Annotated in this window: 18 protein-coding genes; 6 read left to right on the top strand and 12 right to left on the bottom strand. The window is 74.2% G+C overall.

Annotated elements, in window-relative coordinates; genetic code table 11:
• From ETD96_RS29300 to ETD96_RS29270, 7 genes are all read right to left on the bottom strand, one after another.
• The coding region (locus ETD96_RS29300) for an RNA polymerase sigma factor (RefSeq protein ID WP_138639725.1) at positions 1 to 486 on the bottom strand (486 nt) is incomplete at its 3' end.
• Positions 487 to 564: 78 nt separating this feature from the next.
• Positions 565 to 1728 (bottom strand): pyridoxal phosphate-dependent aminotransferase, encoded by a 1164-nt coding sequence (locus ETD96_RS29295; protein WP_138639724.1) that lies wholly within the window; start codon positions 1726 to 1728, stop codon positions 565 to 567.
• Positions 1729 to 1747: 19 nt separating this feature from the next.
• Entirely contained in the window at positions 1748 to 2353 is a 606-nt protein-coding gene (locus ETD96_RS29290; RefSeq protein ID WP_138639723.1) for a response regulator transcription factor, read from the bottom strand.
• Positions 2350 to 3594 (bottom strand): sensor histidine kinase, encoded by a 1245-nt coding sequence (locus ETD96_RS29285; RefSeq protein ID WP_138639722.1) that lies wholly within the window; start codon positions 3592 to 3594, stop codon positions 2350 to 2352. The genes ETD96_RS29290 and ETD96_RS29285 overlap by 4 nt, the downstream gene beginning before the upstream one ends.
• Positions 3595 to 3630: 36 nt before the next feature.
• Positions 3631 to 4428: an ABC transporter permease gene (locus ETD96_RS29280; protein WP_138639721.1), complete on the bottom strand. Its 798-nt coding sequence runs from the start codon at positions 4426 to 4428 to the stop codon at positions 3631 to 3633.
• Positions 4425 to 5351, bottom strand: coding sequence for an ABC transporter ATP-binding protein (locus tag ETD96_RS29275; RefSeq protein ID WP_138639720.1), 927 nt, complete (start codon positions 5349 to 5351; stop codon positions 4425 to 4427). Before ETD96_RS29275 ends, ETD96_RS29280 begins: the two co-directional genes overlap by 4 nt.
• Positions 5352 to 5451: 100 nt before the next feature.
• Entirely contained in the window at positions 5452 to 6093 is a 642-nt protein-coding gene (locus tag ETD96_RS29270) for an NAD(P)-dependent oxidoreductase (protein WP_138639719.1), read from the bottom strand.
• Between the two features lie 77 nt (positions 6094 to 6170).
• On the opposite strand from ETD96_RS29270, the gene ETD96_RS29265 reads away from it, so the two are divergent.
• Positions 6171 to 6746, top strand: a complete 576-nt coding sequence (locus tag ETD96_RS29265; protein WP_138639718.1) for a TetR/AcrR family transcriptional regulator — start codon at positions 6171 to 6173, stop codon at positions 6744 to 6746.
• Here ETD96_RS29265 and ETD96_RS29260 read toward each other — a convergent pair.
• Both ETD96_RS29260 and ETD96_RS29255 read right to left on the bottom strand, forming a co-directional pair.
• Complete coding sequence (locus ETD96_RS29260) at positions 6743 to 8140, bottom strand: acyl-CoA synthetase (RefSeq protein WP_138639717.1); 1398 nt, start codon at positions 8138 to 8140, stop codon at positions 6743 to 6745. The two genes, ETD96_RS29265 and ETD96_RS29260, sit on opposite strands and share 4 nt — an antisense overlap.
• The gene (locus tag ETD96_RS29255; protein WP_138639716.1) at positions 8137 to 9294 is read right to left on the bottom strand and encodes a CaiB/BaiF CoA transferase family protein; all 1158 of its coding nucleotides are present in this window, start codon (positions 9292 to 9294) and stop codon (positions 8137 to 8139) included. Before ETD96_RS29255 ends, ETD96_RS29260 begins: the two co-directional genes overlap by 4 nt.
• A gap of 35 nt (positions 9295 to 9329) precedes the next feature.
• Between ETD96_RS29255 and ETD96_RS29250 the strand changes: the two genes are divergently transcribed.
• Complete coding sequence (locus ETD96_RS29250; RefSeq protein WP_138639715.1) at positions 9330 to 9920, top strand: uridine kinase family protein; 591 nt, start codon at positions 9330 to 9332, stop codon at positions 9918 to 9920.
• Positions 9921 to 9970: 50 nt separating this feature from the next.
• Here ETD96_RS29250 and ETD96_RS29245 read toward each other — a convergent pair whose 3' ends face one another.
• Together ETD96_RS29245 and ETD96_RS29240 are read right to left on the bottom strand one after the other, a co-directional pair.
• Entirely contained in the window at positions 9971 to 10306 is a 336-nt protein-coding gene (locus ETD96_RS29245) for a helix-turn-helix domain-containing protein (RefSeq protein WP_138639714.1), read from the bottom strand.
• 101 nt (positions 10307 to 10407) lie between these two features.
• The gene (locus ETD96_RS29240; RefSeq protein WP_240808312.1) at positions 10408 to 10734 is read right to left on the bottom strand and encodes a type II toxin-antitoxin system RelE/ParE family toxin; all 327 of its coding nucleotides are present in this window, start codon (positions 10732 to 10734) and stop codon (positions 10408 to 10410) included.
• On the opposite strand from ETD96_RS29240, the gene ETD96_RS29235 reads away from it, so the two are divergent.
• The 4 genes from ETD96_RS29235 to ETD96_RS29220 all read left to right on the top strand — a co-directional run bounded on the left by ETD96_RS29235 (position 10672) and on the right by ETD96_RS29220 (position 13533).
• On the top strand, positions 10672 to 11484 hold the full coding sequence (locus ETD96_RS29235) for a class I SAM-dependent methyltransferase (RefSeq protein ID WP_138639713.1): 813 nt from the start codon (positions 10672 to 10674) through the stop codon (positions 11482 to 11484). The two genes, ETD96_RS29240 and ETD96_RS29235, sit on opposite strands and share 63 nt — an antisense overlap.
• Before the next feature lie 46 nt (positions 11485 to 11530).
• Positions 11531 to 11719 (top strand): hypothetical protein, encoded by a 189-nt coding sequence (locus tag ETD96_RS29230; RefSeq protein WP_138639712.1) that lies wholly within the window; start codon positions 11531 to 11533, stop codon positions 11717 to 11719.
• 22 nt (positions 11720 to 11741) lie between these two features.
• Complete coding sequence (locus ETD96_RS29225) at positions 11742 to 12437, top strand: tetratricopeptide repeat protein (RefSeq protein WP_138639711.1); 696 nt, start codon at positions 11742 to 11744, stop codon at positions 12435 to 12437.
• A 70-nt stretch (positions 12438 to 12507) separates the two neighbouring features.
• Entirely contained in the window at positions 12508 to 13533 is a 1026-nt protein-coding gene (locus tag ETD96_RS29220; RefSeq protein WP_138639710.1) for a hypothetical protein, read from the top strand.
• Here ETD96_RS29220 and ETD96_RS45145 read toward each other — a convergent pair.
• Positions 13523 to 13687 (bottom strand): hypothetical protein, encoded by a 165-nt coding sequence (locus ETD96_RS45145; RefSeq protein WP_171069288.1) that lies wholly within the window; start codon positions 13685 to 13687, stop codon positions 13523 to 13525. The genes ETD96_RS29220 and ETD96_RS45145 overlap by 11 nt on opposite strands.
• Positions 13688 to 13744 lie beyond the last annotated feature (57 nt).

Genomic DNA, 13744 nt, shown 5'->3' with positions numbered 1-13744 from the left:
GTCCAGGGCGCGGGCGAGGCGCCTGCGGGCGCGGTGCAGCCGGACGGCGAGCGCGGGCGCCGAGCAGCCCATGACCTTCGCCGCCTGCCGGGGCTCCAGGCCGTGCCAGTTGACGAGCGCGAGCACCTCCAGGTCGCGCTCGGGCAGCGCGGCGACCGCCGCGAGCGCGGTCTCGCGCTCCACCACGTGCTCGGCGACGTCCCAGGCCGCGAGGTCGGCGGGCGTCGTCAGCGCCCGGATCCGGTCGGCGAGGGCGTGGCCGCGGCGGCGCCGGTCGTGCTGCTTGCGCAGCAGGTTGCGGGCGACGCCGAGCAGCCACGGCAGCGGCGGGTCGCCGACGTCGTCCAGCCGCCGCCAGGCGATCAGGAACGTCTCGCCGGCGATGTCCTCGGCCGTGTGCGGCTCGGCGTGGGTGAGCGCGTAGGCGAGGACGCGCCGGTGGTTCTCGTCGTACAGGCTGGTGAACCGTGATCCGGGATCATCCACGAGTACCTCCCGTCGGGATCGGTTGTCGTGACGTAATCCCGGACGGGCGGCCCCGTTGACAGGGGCGGCGCGGTTTTCTCAGCGGAGCCGGGCGAGGCGCTCCACGGCCTCGTCGATGACCTCGTCCTTCTTGCAGAACGCGAACCGGACGAAGTGGGCCCCGGCCTCGGCGTGGTCGTAGAACACCTGGGTCGGGATCGCGACGACGCCCGCCCGCTCCGGCAGGGCGCGGGCCAGCTCCATGCCGTCGGTGAACCCGAGCGGCCGGATGTCGGCCTGCACGAAGTAGGTGCCCTGCGGCCGGTACGCGGTGAACCCCGCGGCCTCCAGGCCGGTGATGAGCCGGTCGCGCTTGCCCTGGAGCGACTTGCGCAGCTCCTCCACCCACGGGATCTCGTTGCGCAGCGCGTACGCGGCGGCCCGCTGGTAGGGGGCGCTGACCGCGTAGGTGAGGAACTGCTTCACCGTCTGGACGGCCCGGACGTACGGCGCGGGCGCGGTCACCCAGCCCGTCTTCCATCCGGTGACGGAGAACGACTTGCCGGCCGACGACACCGACACCGTCCGCTCCCGCATCCCGTCGAGCGTGGCGAGGGGGATGTGCTCGGCGTCGTCGAAGGTGAGGTACTCGTACACCTCGTCGGTGATGGCGACCAGGTCGTGCTCGCGGCACACGCCGGCGATGGCCTCCAGCTCGTCCCGCGTGAAGACGGTGCCCGCCGGGTTGTGCGGCGAGTTCACCAGGATCGCGCGCGTGCGGGGCCCGACGGCCGCCCGCAGCTCGTCGGGGTCGAAGGTGAACCGGCCCTCGACCGGCCGCAGTGTGACGGGCCTGCGCACGGCCCCCGCGAGCGCGACGACGGCCGCGTAGGAGTCGTAGTACGGCTCGAAGACGATGACCTCGTCGCCGGGCCCGGCGAGCGCGAGCACGGACGCGGCGATGCCCTCGGTGGCGCCCACGGTCACGTACACCTCGGTCGCGGGGTCGTACTCCAGCCCGTACCGGCCGAGCCGCTGCGCCGCCACCGCCTCCCGCAGTTCGGGCACGCCCGGCCCCGGCGGGTACTGGTTCCCGCCCGACCGGATGGCCTCGACCGCCGCGTCCAGGACGCCGGCCGGGCCGTCCTCGTCCGGAAAGCCCTGGCCGAGATTGATCGCCCCGGTCCGGACGGCGAGGGCCGACATCTCGGCGAAGATCGTCTCGCCGAATCCCTGCATGCGCGCTACGAGAGGCTCACCCACGCCGACCAGGGTAACGGCGTCAGATCCAGCCCATCCGCTCGGCGGTGCGGACGGCGGCGAGGCGGTTGGACTCGTCGAGCTTGCCCATGGCGGTGGAGAGGTAGTTGCGGACGGTGCCCTCGGACAGGTGCAGGGCGGCGGCGATGCGGGCGGTCCCGGCGCCGGTGCCGGTGAGGCGGAGGACCTCGCGCTCGCGTTCGGTGAGCGGGTTGTCGCCGGCGGCCATGGCGCCGGCGGCGAGCTCGGCGTCCAGGTAGCGGCCGCCGCCGTGGACCTTGCGGATGGCGGCGGCGAGCTCCTGCGTGGGGGCGTCCTTGGCGACGAAGCCGCGGACCCCGGCGGCCATGGCGCGGCGCAGGTAGCCGGGGCGGCCGAAGCTCGTGAGGATGCACACCGCGCAGCGGGCGCCGGCGGCGTGCAGGTCCTCGGCGACGGAGAGGCCGTCCGCGCCCGGCATCTCGATGTCGAGCACGGCGACGTCCGGGTCGTGCGCGGCGACGGCGGCGGCGACCTCGTCGCCGCGGCCGACCTCGGCGACGACCTGCAGGTCGGCCTCCAGGCCGAGCAGCGCGGCGACGGCGCCGCGGATGAGGTGCTCGTCGTCGGCGAGCAGGACGCGGATCACGCTCCCCTCCCGGCGGGCGCCGCGGCGGGCACGGCGCCGCCGCCGTCGCCGGGCTCGGGCAGCGGGACGGCCGCGCGCAGCAGGAACCCGTCGCGGCCGCGCCGCCCGAAAGCGACCTCGCCGCCGAGCACGGCGGCGCGCTCGGCGAGCCCGGTCAGGCCCGAGCCGCCCGGCCCGTCGGCCGCGCGGGCGCCGTCGTTCAGCATCTCCAGCACCACGGACCCGCCGTAGGCGGTGATCGAGATCGTGCAGCGGCGCGCCTCGCTGTGCTTGATCACGTTGGTGGCGCCCTCGCGGATCACCCAGGCGAGCACGGAGCGGACCTCGGACGGCAGCCCGTCCGGCGGGGCGCCGGCCTCGCAGCGGACCCCGGCGGCCTCCAGCACGGCCCGCACCCCGGCCAGCTCGGCGTCCAGCTCGACGGCGCGGTACCCGCTGACGGCGGCCCGCACCTCGCGCAGCGCCTCCCGCGCGGCGTGCCGGACGTCGGCCATCTCGGCGCCGGCCCGCTCGGGGTCGGTGCCGGCCATCCGCATCGCCAGCTCGCTCTTCACCGCGATGAGCGACAGGCTGTGGCCGAGCAGGTCGTGCAGGTCGCGGGAGAAGCGGAGCCGCTCCTCGGTGACGGCGAGCCGGGCGAGGGCGTCGCGGGCCGCGTGGGTCTCGCGGTGCATGTCCCACATGCGGCGCTGGTAGATGTTGACGAACGCGACCACGCCGCAGACCGCGGTGTAGAGCGCGAACAGCATCGGGAAGACCGCGTACCAGGGCAGCGACCCGTGCGTGTCGAGGCGGTCGGCGGCGACGGTGGAGACCGCGCCGCTGTACGCGCCGGTGGCCGCGCAGAGGGCGGCGACTCGGCTACGGCCCATCGGCGTCAGGACGACGGCGGAGAGCCAGAAGACCGGGACGATGGTGAACCAGGGGCTCACGAGGAGCATCAGGCTCAGCGCGGCGGCGACGGCGCCGCCGCCGGCGATGTCGCGGCGGGACGCGCCGCCCTCCAGGCCCGTCCGGACGAGCCGGTGGTAGTACCAGACGAGCACGCCGAACCCGGCGAGCACGGCGGCGGCGACGGGGCCGCCCACGTCGCCGTCGGCGTAGGCGGAGCCGAGCCCGGCGACGAGCGGCGCGGCGAAGCCCACGGCGGCGAACATGAACGAGCGGTAGGTGACCCGCCGGTAGCGCTCCAGCCTGCGGGTGTCCTGTTCTTCGAGATCCGCCGTGGTGGCGACCGTCATGTGCCGTTCCTCCTCTCAACGCAGCGTAGACGCCGGTCAGGCGTGCCGCGGCTCCCACCGGAACCAGCGGGCGGCGAGGGCGCGGCCGAGGACGCCCCAGACGACCAGGTAGAGGAACGGCCGCACGCAGGCCGCCCACCCCTCGACGATGCCGAGGGGCGGGTGCGGGGCGCCGTGGTGGACGAAGTCGCGCCCGAAGTACCCGGTCCGGACGATCTCCACGACCGGGTTGAGCGGGACGGCCCGGCACACCTGCTGGAGCCAGCCGGGCAGTTCCTCCAGCGGGAACATCACGCCGCCGCCGAGCATGCAGCCGAACATGATCGGCAGCACGGTGAGCTGCGCCAGCTCCGCGTTCGGGGTGAGGCCGGAGACGGCGAAGGCGAGCAGCGCGAAGACGGCGGCGCCGCCGGCGAGCCCGGCGAGCAGCAGCACCGGGTCGGCGGGGAACCGGCCGCCGAACGCGGCGCCCAGCGCGACCAGCAGCGCGAGGGCCTGCACGGCGTACATGGCGGTCGCGGTCAGCACGCTGCCGCCGGTGATCTCGGCGTCCGAGAGCGCGGTGCCGCGCAGCCGTTTGAGCGTGCGGTCCTCGCGGCGGGCGGTGAACACGTTGACGAGGTTCATGAACACGGCGAAGACGAGGAAGAACCCGAGGTGGCCGGTGCCCTGGAGGAGGGCGCCGTCCACGCCGCCGATCTCCTGGCCCTTCATCGGGACGAGCATCGCGGCGAACAGCACCGGCAGGCCGAAGACGGTGAACATCGCCGTCCGGTTGCGCCAGAGCAGGGTGGCGTCGAGGCGGGCGACGCCGAGTACGGCGGACGGGTTCATCGGGCCGCTCCTTCGGCGGTGCGGAGGAAGACGTCTTCGAGGGACGCGCTGCGCGCCTCCAGGCCGTCGAGCCGGACGCGCTGGTCGTCGGCCCAGCGCAGCAGGTCGTACAGGCCCGCCTGGAGGCCGGTGTCGGTGACGGTGTAGGAGGCGACGGTGCGGCCGCCGTCGACGGTGATGGCGGCGCGGGCGCCGCGCAGATCGGGCAGTTCGGCGACCTGGAGGCTCTCGGGGACGCGGAAGCGGATGCGGTCGCCGTGCCCCGCGACGACCTCGCCGACCGTCCCGGACGTCTCGATCCGGCCCCGGTGCATGATGGCGAGGCGGTCGGCGAGGTGCTCGGCCTCCTCCAGGTAGTGGGTGGTGAGCAGGACGGTCGTGCCGTCCGCCACCAGGTCGCGGACGGTCGCCCAGGTGGCCTGCCTGGCCTCGGGGTCCATGCCGGTGGTGGGCTCGTCCAGGAAGATGACCTGGGGGCGGCCGAGCAGCGCGAGGGCGAGGTCGAGGCGGCGCTTCTGGCCGCCGGACAGCTGCCGCACCCGCACGTCGGCCTTGGCGGCGAGCCCGGAGATGGCGATGGCCTCGTCCTTGGGACGCGCCGCCGGGGTGAAGCCGCGCCAGTGCTCGACGGTCTCGGCGACGGTGAGGTCGGCGAAGAAGCCGCCGTCCTGCAGCATGATGCCGATGCGCGGGCGCACGGCGCGGCGCTCCCGGTACGGGTCGTGCCCGAGCACCCGGACCGTGCCCGCGTGGGCGGGCCGGTGCCCCTCCAGGGTTTCGAGCGTGGTCGTCTTGCCGGCGCCGTTGGTGCCGAGGAGGGCGAACAGCTCGCCCGCGCCGACGTCGAACGAGATGCCGGCGACGGCCTCGAAGTCCCCGTACCGCTGGCGGAGGCCGGTGACGGTGATGGCTGGATCGTCCATGCGTCCCAGCCTCGCGGCCGCGCGCGGCGGCCGGTAGGAGCCGCTGTCACCGGTTCCGGCGGCGCCTGTCAGGCGATCGGCATGACAGGTGTCACATCCCTCAGCTCGCGACGCTGACGACGCGGCCGACGGTGGAGTCGTCGGCGAGCTGGTCGAGCAGGGCGATGGCCAGGTCGGCGCGGGCGATGGAGGCGCCGCCGAGCACGTTGCGCTCGACCGCCCTGCGGTAGCGGCCGTTGCCGGGGCCGTTGGTGAGGCGGGGCGGGCGGACGATCGTCCAGCGCGTCCCCGACGCGCGGACCAGGCGCTCGGCGGCGCGCATGTCGGCGAACGCGTGCTTGAGGAGCGGCTGCAGGACGAGCGGCTTGACGACGAACCGGGTGAGCGGGTCGTCGCCCGGCCCGGCGTGCAGCCCGGACGCGCTGACCAGCAGGAACCGGTCGGCGCCCGCGGCGTCCATGGCGGCGAGGACGCTGCGGGCGCCGTCCGCGCAGACGCTGGTCGGGGCGCGGCCCTCGCGGCTGCCGAGGGCGGACACGACGGCGTCGGCGCCCTTGACCGCCTCCTCGATCGCGGCCGGGTCCATGACGTCGGCCTGGACGACCTCCGCGCAGGAGCGCAGCTCGGACGGCAGCCGCGCCGGGTCGCGGACGACGGCGGTGACGTGGTGCCCGGCGTCCAGCGCCCGCCGGACGGTGAGCCGGCCGGTGGCTCCGGTCGCCCCGAAGATCGTGATCCTCATGGTCGCCCCCTGTGGTGAGTGAGTATTTACTAACCTCTATCGTGGTGAGCGTTCACTCACCTGTCAAGGGGGCCCTATTGAGCGCGCGGGAACGGATCCTGGACGCCGCGGCGGACCTCATGCGGCGGCACGGCGTCGCCCGCGCCACCACCAAGGAGATCGCGAAGGCGTCCGGCTACTCCGAGGCACTGCTCTACAAGCACTTCCGCGACAAGGAGGAGCTGATGCTGAGCGTGCTGAAGGAGCGGATGCCGCCGTTCGCCTCGATGGCCGTCCCCGGCGAGGGCACCGTGGAGTCCAACCTCGTCGCGGTCGTCCACGGCGCGCTGCGCTTCTACCGGCGGGCGTTCCCGATGATGGCGTCGATGGCGGCGCAGCCCGCGCTGCTGAACGCCACCCGCGAGTCGCTGCGCAAGTACGGGGCGGGGCCGCGGGAGCCGGTGCGGGCGCTCGCCCGGTACCTGGACGCCGAACGCGGCCTCGGCCGCGTCGCCGCCGGCGCGGACGCGCAGGCGGTGGCGGCGCTGCTCATGGGGGCGTGCTTCCAGCAGGGGTTCCTGCACTACTTCGCCGAGGGCGAGGACGGCCCCGACCTGCCGGAGTCGTTCGCGCGCGGCCTCGTGCGGCCCGTCCTCGCGGAAGTGCTGCCCTAGAGCTCGCCGAGGCGGGTCTTCACGACCTTGCCCATGGCGTTGCGCGGCAGCGCGTCCACCAGGTGGACGACGCGGGGCCGCTTGTGCACCGACAGCCGCTCGGCGACGAACCCGATGAGCTGGTCCGCGCCGACGCCGTCGGCGACGACGTACGCGGTGACCTGCTCGCCGAGGTCGTCGTGCGGGGTGCCGACGACGGCCGCCTCCCGGACCGCGGGATGCGCGAGCAGCGCGTTCTCGATCTCCCCCGCGCCGATCCGGTACCCGCCGCTCTTGATGAGGTCGGTGGACGCGCGGCCGACGATGCGGTGCCAGCCGTCCGGGCCGATGGTCGCGATGTCGCCGGTGCGGAACCAGCCGTCCGGCGCGAACGACTCCGCGGTGGCCTCGGGCCGGTTGAGGTAGCCCTTGAACAGCAGCGGCGCGCGGACGTGCAGCTCGCCGGGCGCCTCCCCGTCGTGCGGGACGGCGCTGCCGTCCTCGGCGACCAGGCGGGTCTCGACGCCGGGCAGCGGCATGCCGACATAACCGGGGCGCCTGTCGCCGTCGGCGCGCGCGCTGACCGTGATGAGGGTCTCGGTCATGCCGTACCGCTCGACGGGCCGGTGCCCGGTGAGCTCGGAGAGCCGCTCGAAGACGGGCACGGGCAGGGGCGCGCTGCCCGAGACGAGGAGCCGCGCCCCGCGGAGCGCCTCGGCGGTCGCGGGATCGGCCGCCGTCCGCGACCACACCGTGGGGACGCCGAAGAACAGGCTGCCGCCGTCGTCCCGCGCGGCCGCCGCGTACAGCTCCGGCTTGGGACGTCCCGTGTGGACGAGCGGCGACCCCACCCGCAGCGCCCCGAGCACCCCGAGGACCAGGCCGTGCACGTGGAACAGGGGCAGCCCGTGGACGAGCACGTCGCCGGGCGTCCACGCCCACGCCTCGGCGAGCGCGTCCAGCCCGGCGGCGATCGCGCTCCGCGAGATGAGCACGCCCTTCGGCGCGCCCGTCGTGCCGCTGGTGTAGAGGATCAGCGCGGTCGCGCCGGCGGGGACGGCGCCGCCGCCGCTTCCGCCGCGCGGCAGCCGGTCGACCGGAACCAGGGGCGGCTCGCCCGGCGCGGGCTCCGTGCTCCCCGCGGCGAGGATCATGCTCGCGCCCGAGTCGCCGAGGATGTGGGCGCGCTCGGCGGGCCCGGAGTCGGGCGGCAGCGGCACCACCGGGACGCCCGCGAGGAGGCCCCCGACGACCGCCGCGACCGTCTCCAGCGACGCCGTGGCGTGCACGGCCACGGCGTCCGCGCCCCGGATCTCCGCGGCGACCGCGGACGCCCGGCCGAGCAGCTCGTCCCGCGCCAGCTCCCGGCCCGCGACGCGCACCGGCCCGCCGGTCTCGCCGAGCAGGTCCATCATTCGCCCCTCTCCATCTCGTCCAGCCAGGCCAGGACCGCGTCGTTGTGCTCGCCGAGCAGCGGCGGCGCGGTGTGCTCGCGCGGCGGCGCCCCGTCGAACCGCAGCGGCGGGCCGGGCAGCTCGATCCGGCCGAGCTGCGGATGGTCGACCTCGATGACCAGGCCCTGCGACCGGGTCTGCGCCCATTCGTAGACCTCGTCGATCGACCGGATCGCCCCGGCGGGGACGCCCGCCTCGTCCAGCCGCGCGAGCCACACGTCCCGCGTGTCGGCCGAGAGCGCGCGCTCGATGTCGGCGGTCAGCTCCGCGCGCCGGGCCGCCCGGTCCGGGATCGTGGCGTAGCGCGGGTCGTCCGGGTCGAGCCCGGCGAGCGGCGCGAACCGGCGCCACAGGCCCTGGTTGGCGACGCCGATCTGGATCTGCCCGTCCTTGCAGCGGAACGTCCCGTACGGGGCGATGGACGGGTGGTCGTTCCCGACCGACTCGGGCGCGTCGCGCGCGACCGTCCACCGCGTGCCCTGGAACATGTGCGCGCCGACCACCGACGCCAGCAGCGACGTGCGCACGACCGTCCCGCGCCCGGTCCTCGTGCGCTCGTACAGCGCGGCGAGCACCCCGGCGACCCCGTTGTGCGCCGCGAGGATGTCGGCGATCGAGAGACCGACCTTGCTGGGCGTGCCGGGCGGCCCGGTCACGCTCATGATCCCCGCCTCGCCCTGCACGATCGCGTCGTAGCCGGGCCGCCCGCCCTCGGGCCCGCCGTGCCCGAACCCGGTGATGGACAGGACGACCAGGCCGGGGTTCAGCTCGTGCAGCCGCTCCACGGGGAACCCGAGCCGGTCGAGCACCCCGGGCCGGAAGTTCTCCACCAGCACGTCGGCGTGCCGCACCAGCCGGGCCAGGACGCCGGCGCCCTCCTGCGACTTCAGGTCGAGGGTCACCGACTCCTTGTTCCGGTTGATCGACAGGTAGTAGGTGCTGACCTGCTCGTCCCCCGCGAACGGCGGCCCCCACCCGCGGGTCTCGTCGCCGCCGCCGGGATGCTCCACCTTGATGACCCGGGCGCCGAGGTCGGCGAGCGCCATGGTGGCCTGCGGGCCCGCCACCACGCGGCTGAGGTCGACGATCACGACGCCTTCGAGCGGTCCGGGCAAGGACGTCCTCCTTCGCGGGTACGGCACCTGGAAGTATGCCGTCCGTGCCGCCTTCCGCGACGACCTACCCCGCGCTCGCCGCGCGCCTGCTCGTCCTGCCGCCGTCCTGCGGCCCGGCGCGCCTGGTCGCGGTGGACGGCCCGAGCGGCGCCGGGAAGTCGACGTTCGCCGGCCACCTCGCGGAGGCCCTGGTGGGCGCGCCGATCGTCCGCTCCGACGACTTCCGCGTCCCCTGGGACGCCGACCCGCTCACCTGGTGGCAACCGCTGCGCGCGGCCGTCCTCGACCCCCTCTGCGCGGGACGCCCGGCCCGCCTCCGCCGCTACGACTGGCACCGCGACGGTTACGGCCCCGAGGAGGAGATCCCGCCGCCGCCCGTCCTCATCGTCGAGGGCGTCGGCTCAGCCTGGGCCGGCTCCCCCGCCGCCTACCGCATCTGGATCGACGCCCCCTACGACGTCCGCCAGGCCCGCGCCCTAGCCCGCGACGGCATCGAGTACGCCGACGCCTGGGAACAGTGGGCCGCCCGCGAAACCGAGTTCTTCACCAAGGACGACACCAAGCCCCGCTGCGACCTCCACATAGACGGCACCACCTTCACCCCCCACCGCTTCACAACCCACTGACCCCACGGCTGCTTCACGCTCGCGACCATGGCGAACGCACACCGGCCCCGCTACGCGGCGTGAGTATCGGTGCCGCGCAGGACGTACATGTCATCCCCGAAGACGGCCGAGATCTGAAGCTCACCACCGATGGCCTGGACATAGCGGGCAATGGCCTCGACGGTGGAGACCTCGCCTCGCTCGATCTGGGACACGCGGCTCTTGGTCACGCCCATCCGGTCGGCCACCTCCTTCTGGGACAGGCCGATGGCCTTGCGCCTCTCCGCGAGGCGGTGCCCATCGATGTACGCCTGGTTGCGCTTGCGCGCCTCGGCCACGCCCCGCTCACCGCCGGCGCCCTCGACGACGTCGGCCCGCACATCGCTCCACTTGGGAAAATTCGTCATCGCGACAGTCCCTCCTCGCCCTCTCGCTCCTTCAGGTAGTCGACGTACAGCTCTTCGGCGCGCGGTATCGCCCGCCGGTACCAGCCCGACCAATCTGATCGTCAGGCCGAGCCCGGACGCAGTTCCTTCAGGTTGTGGATCTCGGAACCCTCCAGGCGATCGACGAGGGGGCGTCCAAGCCCTGGGCCGCCCTCGGCCAGTCGGTCGACGGCATCGACGACCTGGGCCTTTGAGCGCTTCTCCAACTCGCCGATCCAGCCGAGGAACTCGTTCGTGACGCGGATCTGCCATTCCTCGTCCCCGAGTGGGAGTGTAGTAAATCCTCTACCCCTCAAGGCGTGATCAGTTCGGCCTATGCTCTGGCCATGACGGATGCCGAGTATCTGGCGACGAACAAGGCGCTGTGGGACGAGCGGGTGCCGATTCACCTGGCCAGCGACTTCTACGACGTGGCCGGGTTCAAGGCCGGCGGCCAGGCCCTGCGCGACTTCGAGACGGCCGAGGTCGGAGACGTCACGGGGCGGCGGCTCGTTCACCTGCAGTGCCACTTCGGCCTCGACACCCTCTCGTGGGCCCGCCGGGGCGCGCAGGTGACCGGGCTGGACTTCTCCGAGAAGGCCATCGAGGCCGCCCGCAGGGTGGCGGACGAAACAGGTCTCACGGCCCGCTTCGCCGTAGCGGATGTGTACGACGCGCCGGCGGTCCTCGGTGAGACCTACGACATCGTCTACACGGGCCTGGGCGCCCTGTGCTGGCTGCCCGACATCGACCGCTGGGCCGGAGTCGTGGCGTCACTGCTGGAGCCGGGCGGGTTCCTGTACCTGGCGGAGTTCCACCCGTTCGCCGACACCCTCGACGACCGCGAAGGCCGCACGCTCACCTACGACTACTTCGCCGAGGGCCCCCAGGTCTGGGACGAGCCGGATGTGGGCAGCTACGCCGACCCGCAGGTACCCGTCCAGCACACCCGCTCGATCGAGTTCGCCCACGGCCTGGGCGAAGTGGTGACGGCCCTGACCACCCAGGGCCTGCGCATCGACTTCCTGCACGAGCACGACTACACGCTCTGGCAGCGGTTCTCCATCTTGGAACGCCACGGCACCACCTACCGCCTCCCAGAGGGCCACCCCCGCATCCCCCTGATGTACTCCCTGCGCGCCACCAAGCCCGCCCTTTAGTCACCGGCGCGACCGCGGCCCCGATGCGCCCGCCGACATGTCCGCCATGGACCCGGCCGAGTACCCGACGATGGCCGCCCTCGCTCCGCTGCAGGACGATTTCGGCTCCGCGGCGCAGTTCGGCCGGCTGCTCGACGCCGTCCTGAGCGGGATCCGGAGCCGGGCCGACGGCGGCGTGACTCGGTCGACCCCAAGTGGAGCGGACGGGTCTGGCGAAATCGGTATGACCGTGTGATCTCGGTCGGTAGCTTGGCGTCATGAGCGGTGACGGCCTTGCACACGGGATCGGTCCTGCGGCGACGATCGCGCTGCCGCAGGCGGCGGCCGAGGACGACGAGGACGCCGCGTCCCTGTGGTGTTCACGTCTGGCCCAGTTCGGGATGGTCGAGGCAGCCAGGCAGCATTTCCGTCCTGCCGCAGCGGAGGGCGACCTCGCCGCAGTCAAGTGCATGGTGTGGCTCGCCTGGGAGGCCGGGGAGGACGGCGACGCCCGGACGTGGCTTGAGCGCGCCGCCCAGACCGGTGACCTGTGGGCCATGTACGAGCTGGGGCGGTCCGTGCCGGAGCCGGACGAGGCGGAGCGCTGGTACCGCCGGGCGGCCGAAGCGGGTCACGCGCTGGCGATGAACAACCTGGGGTCGCTCCTCAGCCGCACCGGCCGGCGTGATGAGGCCATGGCCTGGTACCGGCGCGCGGCCGAAGCCGGTGTCGACATCGCGATGAACAACCTCGCCGTCCAGCACGTCCTCCAGGATGAGCACGCGGACGCCGAGCGGTGGTTCCGGCGCGCCGCCGACACCGGCAACGTCGACGGGATGGCCAACCTGGGGCGCCTGAAGCTGGAGATGGGCGACCTCCAGGACGGCGAGTCCTGGCTCGCCAAGGCGGCCGAGAAGGGGCACCGGGGCGCGGCGGAGCGGCTCGCCGAGTTGCGGGCCGAACCCGGCCGATGATGCTCGGCGCGGATCGGTGGAGTCCCGCCGCCGGCCGCGAACCCTAGCGGTGAGGCGGTTGCGTCGGGCGATGTCGGGGCGGGCCGCCGAGGCGGGGCTGGGCGCCGTGCGGCGCGTGCACCGGCAGCACCGCGGCCGGCCCGACTGGACCGACCTCGTCCCCTGGGTCTTCGGCTTCGCCATGGCGGCGGGCGTGGCCGCCGCCTTCGACTGGCGGTTCGTCCTGCTGCTGCCCGCGCTGGTGTGGGCGGGCCTGGCCTGCTGGGTCCGCTTCGGGCCGGTGGACGGGCCGCGGCACCGGTTCGCCATCTGCGAGGACGGCCTGCTGGTGTGGGCGCGGGACGCCGCCACCGCCGTCCCGTGGGATTCGCTGACGACGCCCGACTGGGGCCCGAAGCGGCGAGTCGTGCGGCTGGCGTGGACGGACGGCGCCGAAGAGCGGTCCGTGTTCGTCGGCCCGGTGAACGCGCCCCGGGATCTGGGCAGGGCCGTGGAGCGCCGGGGGCCGGTGCGGGCGTCGCTCCGTCCGCGGCTGGTGGCCGGGGCGGCGGGCATGGCGGTGCTCGTGCTGGTGGGCTGGATCGTGCAGCCGTGGCTCGTCCGCGCCGTCCTCGGGGAGCGGCCGGAGCAGCTGCAGGATCTCGCCCGGCTGTGCTGGCGCCAGGACCGTCCCTTCGAGCGGGCCGCGAAGCATGGTGGGGCGGGCCCGCATCCGCTGGTGTTCTTCCGCGAGGGAGCGGGCCGTCCGCAGTACGCGACCGCGGGCGTGGGCGCGAAGCGGCCCGCGCCGGACGAGGTGGAGCTGGTGGCGTGCAGTTACCCGGCGGGCCGCGTCTCGGACAAGCCGATCAAGGTGTGCATGTACGAGGGCGGGCTGCGCTTCGAGACCTTCCAGGGCCGCCATCGCCTCGAGGTCTACGAGGCCCGCACCGGCCGCCGGGTCGGCCGGCGGACGCTGACGGGCCTCGCCGGTGTCGGCGAATGCGCCCCAGCCAAGCTCGCCTACGGCGAGCCGCCCTACGACCGGCACGAGGTCGAGACCTATCCCTCGATGGCCGACTACCAGGCCGCCCTACAGCCCTTCATCACCCGTTGATCCGAGGGTGTCGACGTCGGCGGAGGTGAGGCCGCCGGAGAGGTGGGGCCAGCGCGACGAAGTCGAGCGCGGGCCGCGACAGGTCGACCATGTCGCGGGTGATGGTGCCCTCCTCCGGCGGGGCCGGGACGGCGCCGACCCGCGTCGTCTCCATCCGTGGCGCGCGAGCTGACCCCGCGCGTGGCGGCGCTGCGGGTCCGGCCCCGCCGCG

Origin of the sequence: Actinomadura geliboluensis, from assembly GCF_005889745.1 — a bacterium.
GTDB lineage: Bacteria > Actinomycetota > Actinomycetes > Streptosporangiales > Streptosporangiaceae > Spirillospora > Spirillospora geliboluensis.
The sequence above is the reverse complement of the archived record's forward strand: the minus strand, read 5'-3'. Positions and strand labels throughout refer to the sequence as shown.

Coding starts and splice junctions, on each gene's coding strand:
- ETD96_RS29230 (WP_138639712.1), top strand. CDS start 11,531: ATGGACCCGGCCGAGTACCCGACGATGGCCGCCCTCGCTCCGCTGCAG.
- ETD96_RS29250 (WP_138639715.1), top strand. CDS start 9,330: ATGCCGTCCGTGCCGCCTTCCGCGACGACCTACCCCGCGCTCGCCGCG.
- ETD96_RS29285 (WP_138639722.1), bottom strand. CDS start 3,594: ATGACGGTCGCCACCACGGCGGATCTCGAAGAACAGGACACCCGCAGG.
- ETD96_RS29270 (WP_138639719.1), bottom strand. CDS start 6,093: ATGAGGATCACGATCTTCGGGGCGACCGGAGCCACCGGCCGGCTCACC.
- ETD96_RS45145 (WP_171069288.1), bottom strand. CDS start 13,687: ATGGAGACGACGCGGGTCGGCGCCGTCCCGGCCCCGCCGGAGGAGGGC.
- ETD96_RS29280 (WP_138639721.1), bottom strand. CDS start 4,428: ATGAACCCGTCCGCCGTACTCGGCGTCGCCCGCCTCGACGCCACCCTG.
- ETD96_RS29275 (WP_138639720.1), bottom strand. CDS start 5,351: ATGGACGATCCAGCCATCACCGTCACCGGCCTCCGCCAGCGGTACGGG.
- ETD96_RS29245 (WP_138639714.1), bottom strand. CDS start 10,306: ATGACGAATTTTCCCAAGTGGAGCGATGTGCGGGCCGACGTCGTCGAG.
- ETD96_RS29235 (WP_138639713.1), top strand. CDS start 10,672: ATGACGGATGCCGAGTATCTGGCGACGAACAAGGCGCTGTGGGACGAG.
- ETD96_RS29260 (WP_138639717.1), bottom strand. CDS start 8,140: ATGATGGACCTGCTCGGCGAGACCGGCGGGCCGGTGCGCGTCGCGGGC.
- ETD96_RS29220 (WP_138639710.1), top strand. CDS start 12,508: ATGTCGGGGCGGGCCGCCGAGGCGGGGCTGGGCGCCGTGCGGCGCGTG.
- ETD96_RS29225 (WP_138639711.1), top strand. CDS start 11,742: ATGAGCGGTGACGGCCTTGCACACGGGATCGGTCCTGCGGCGACGATC.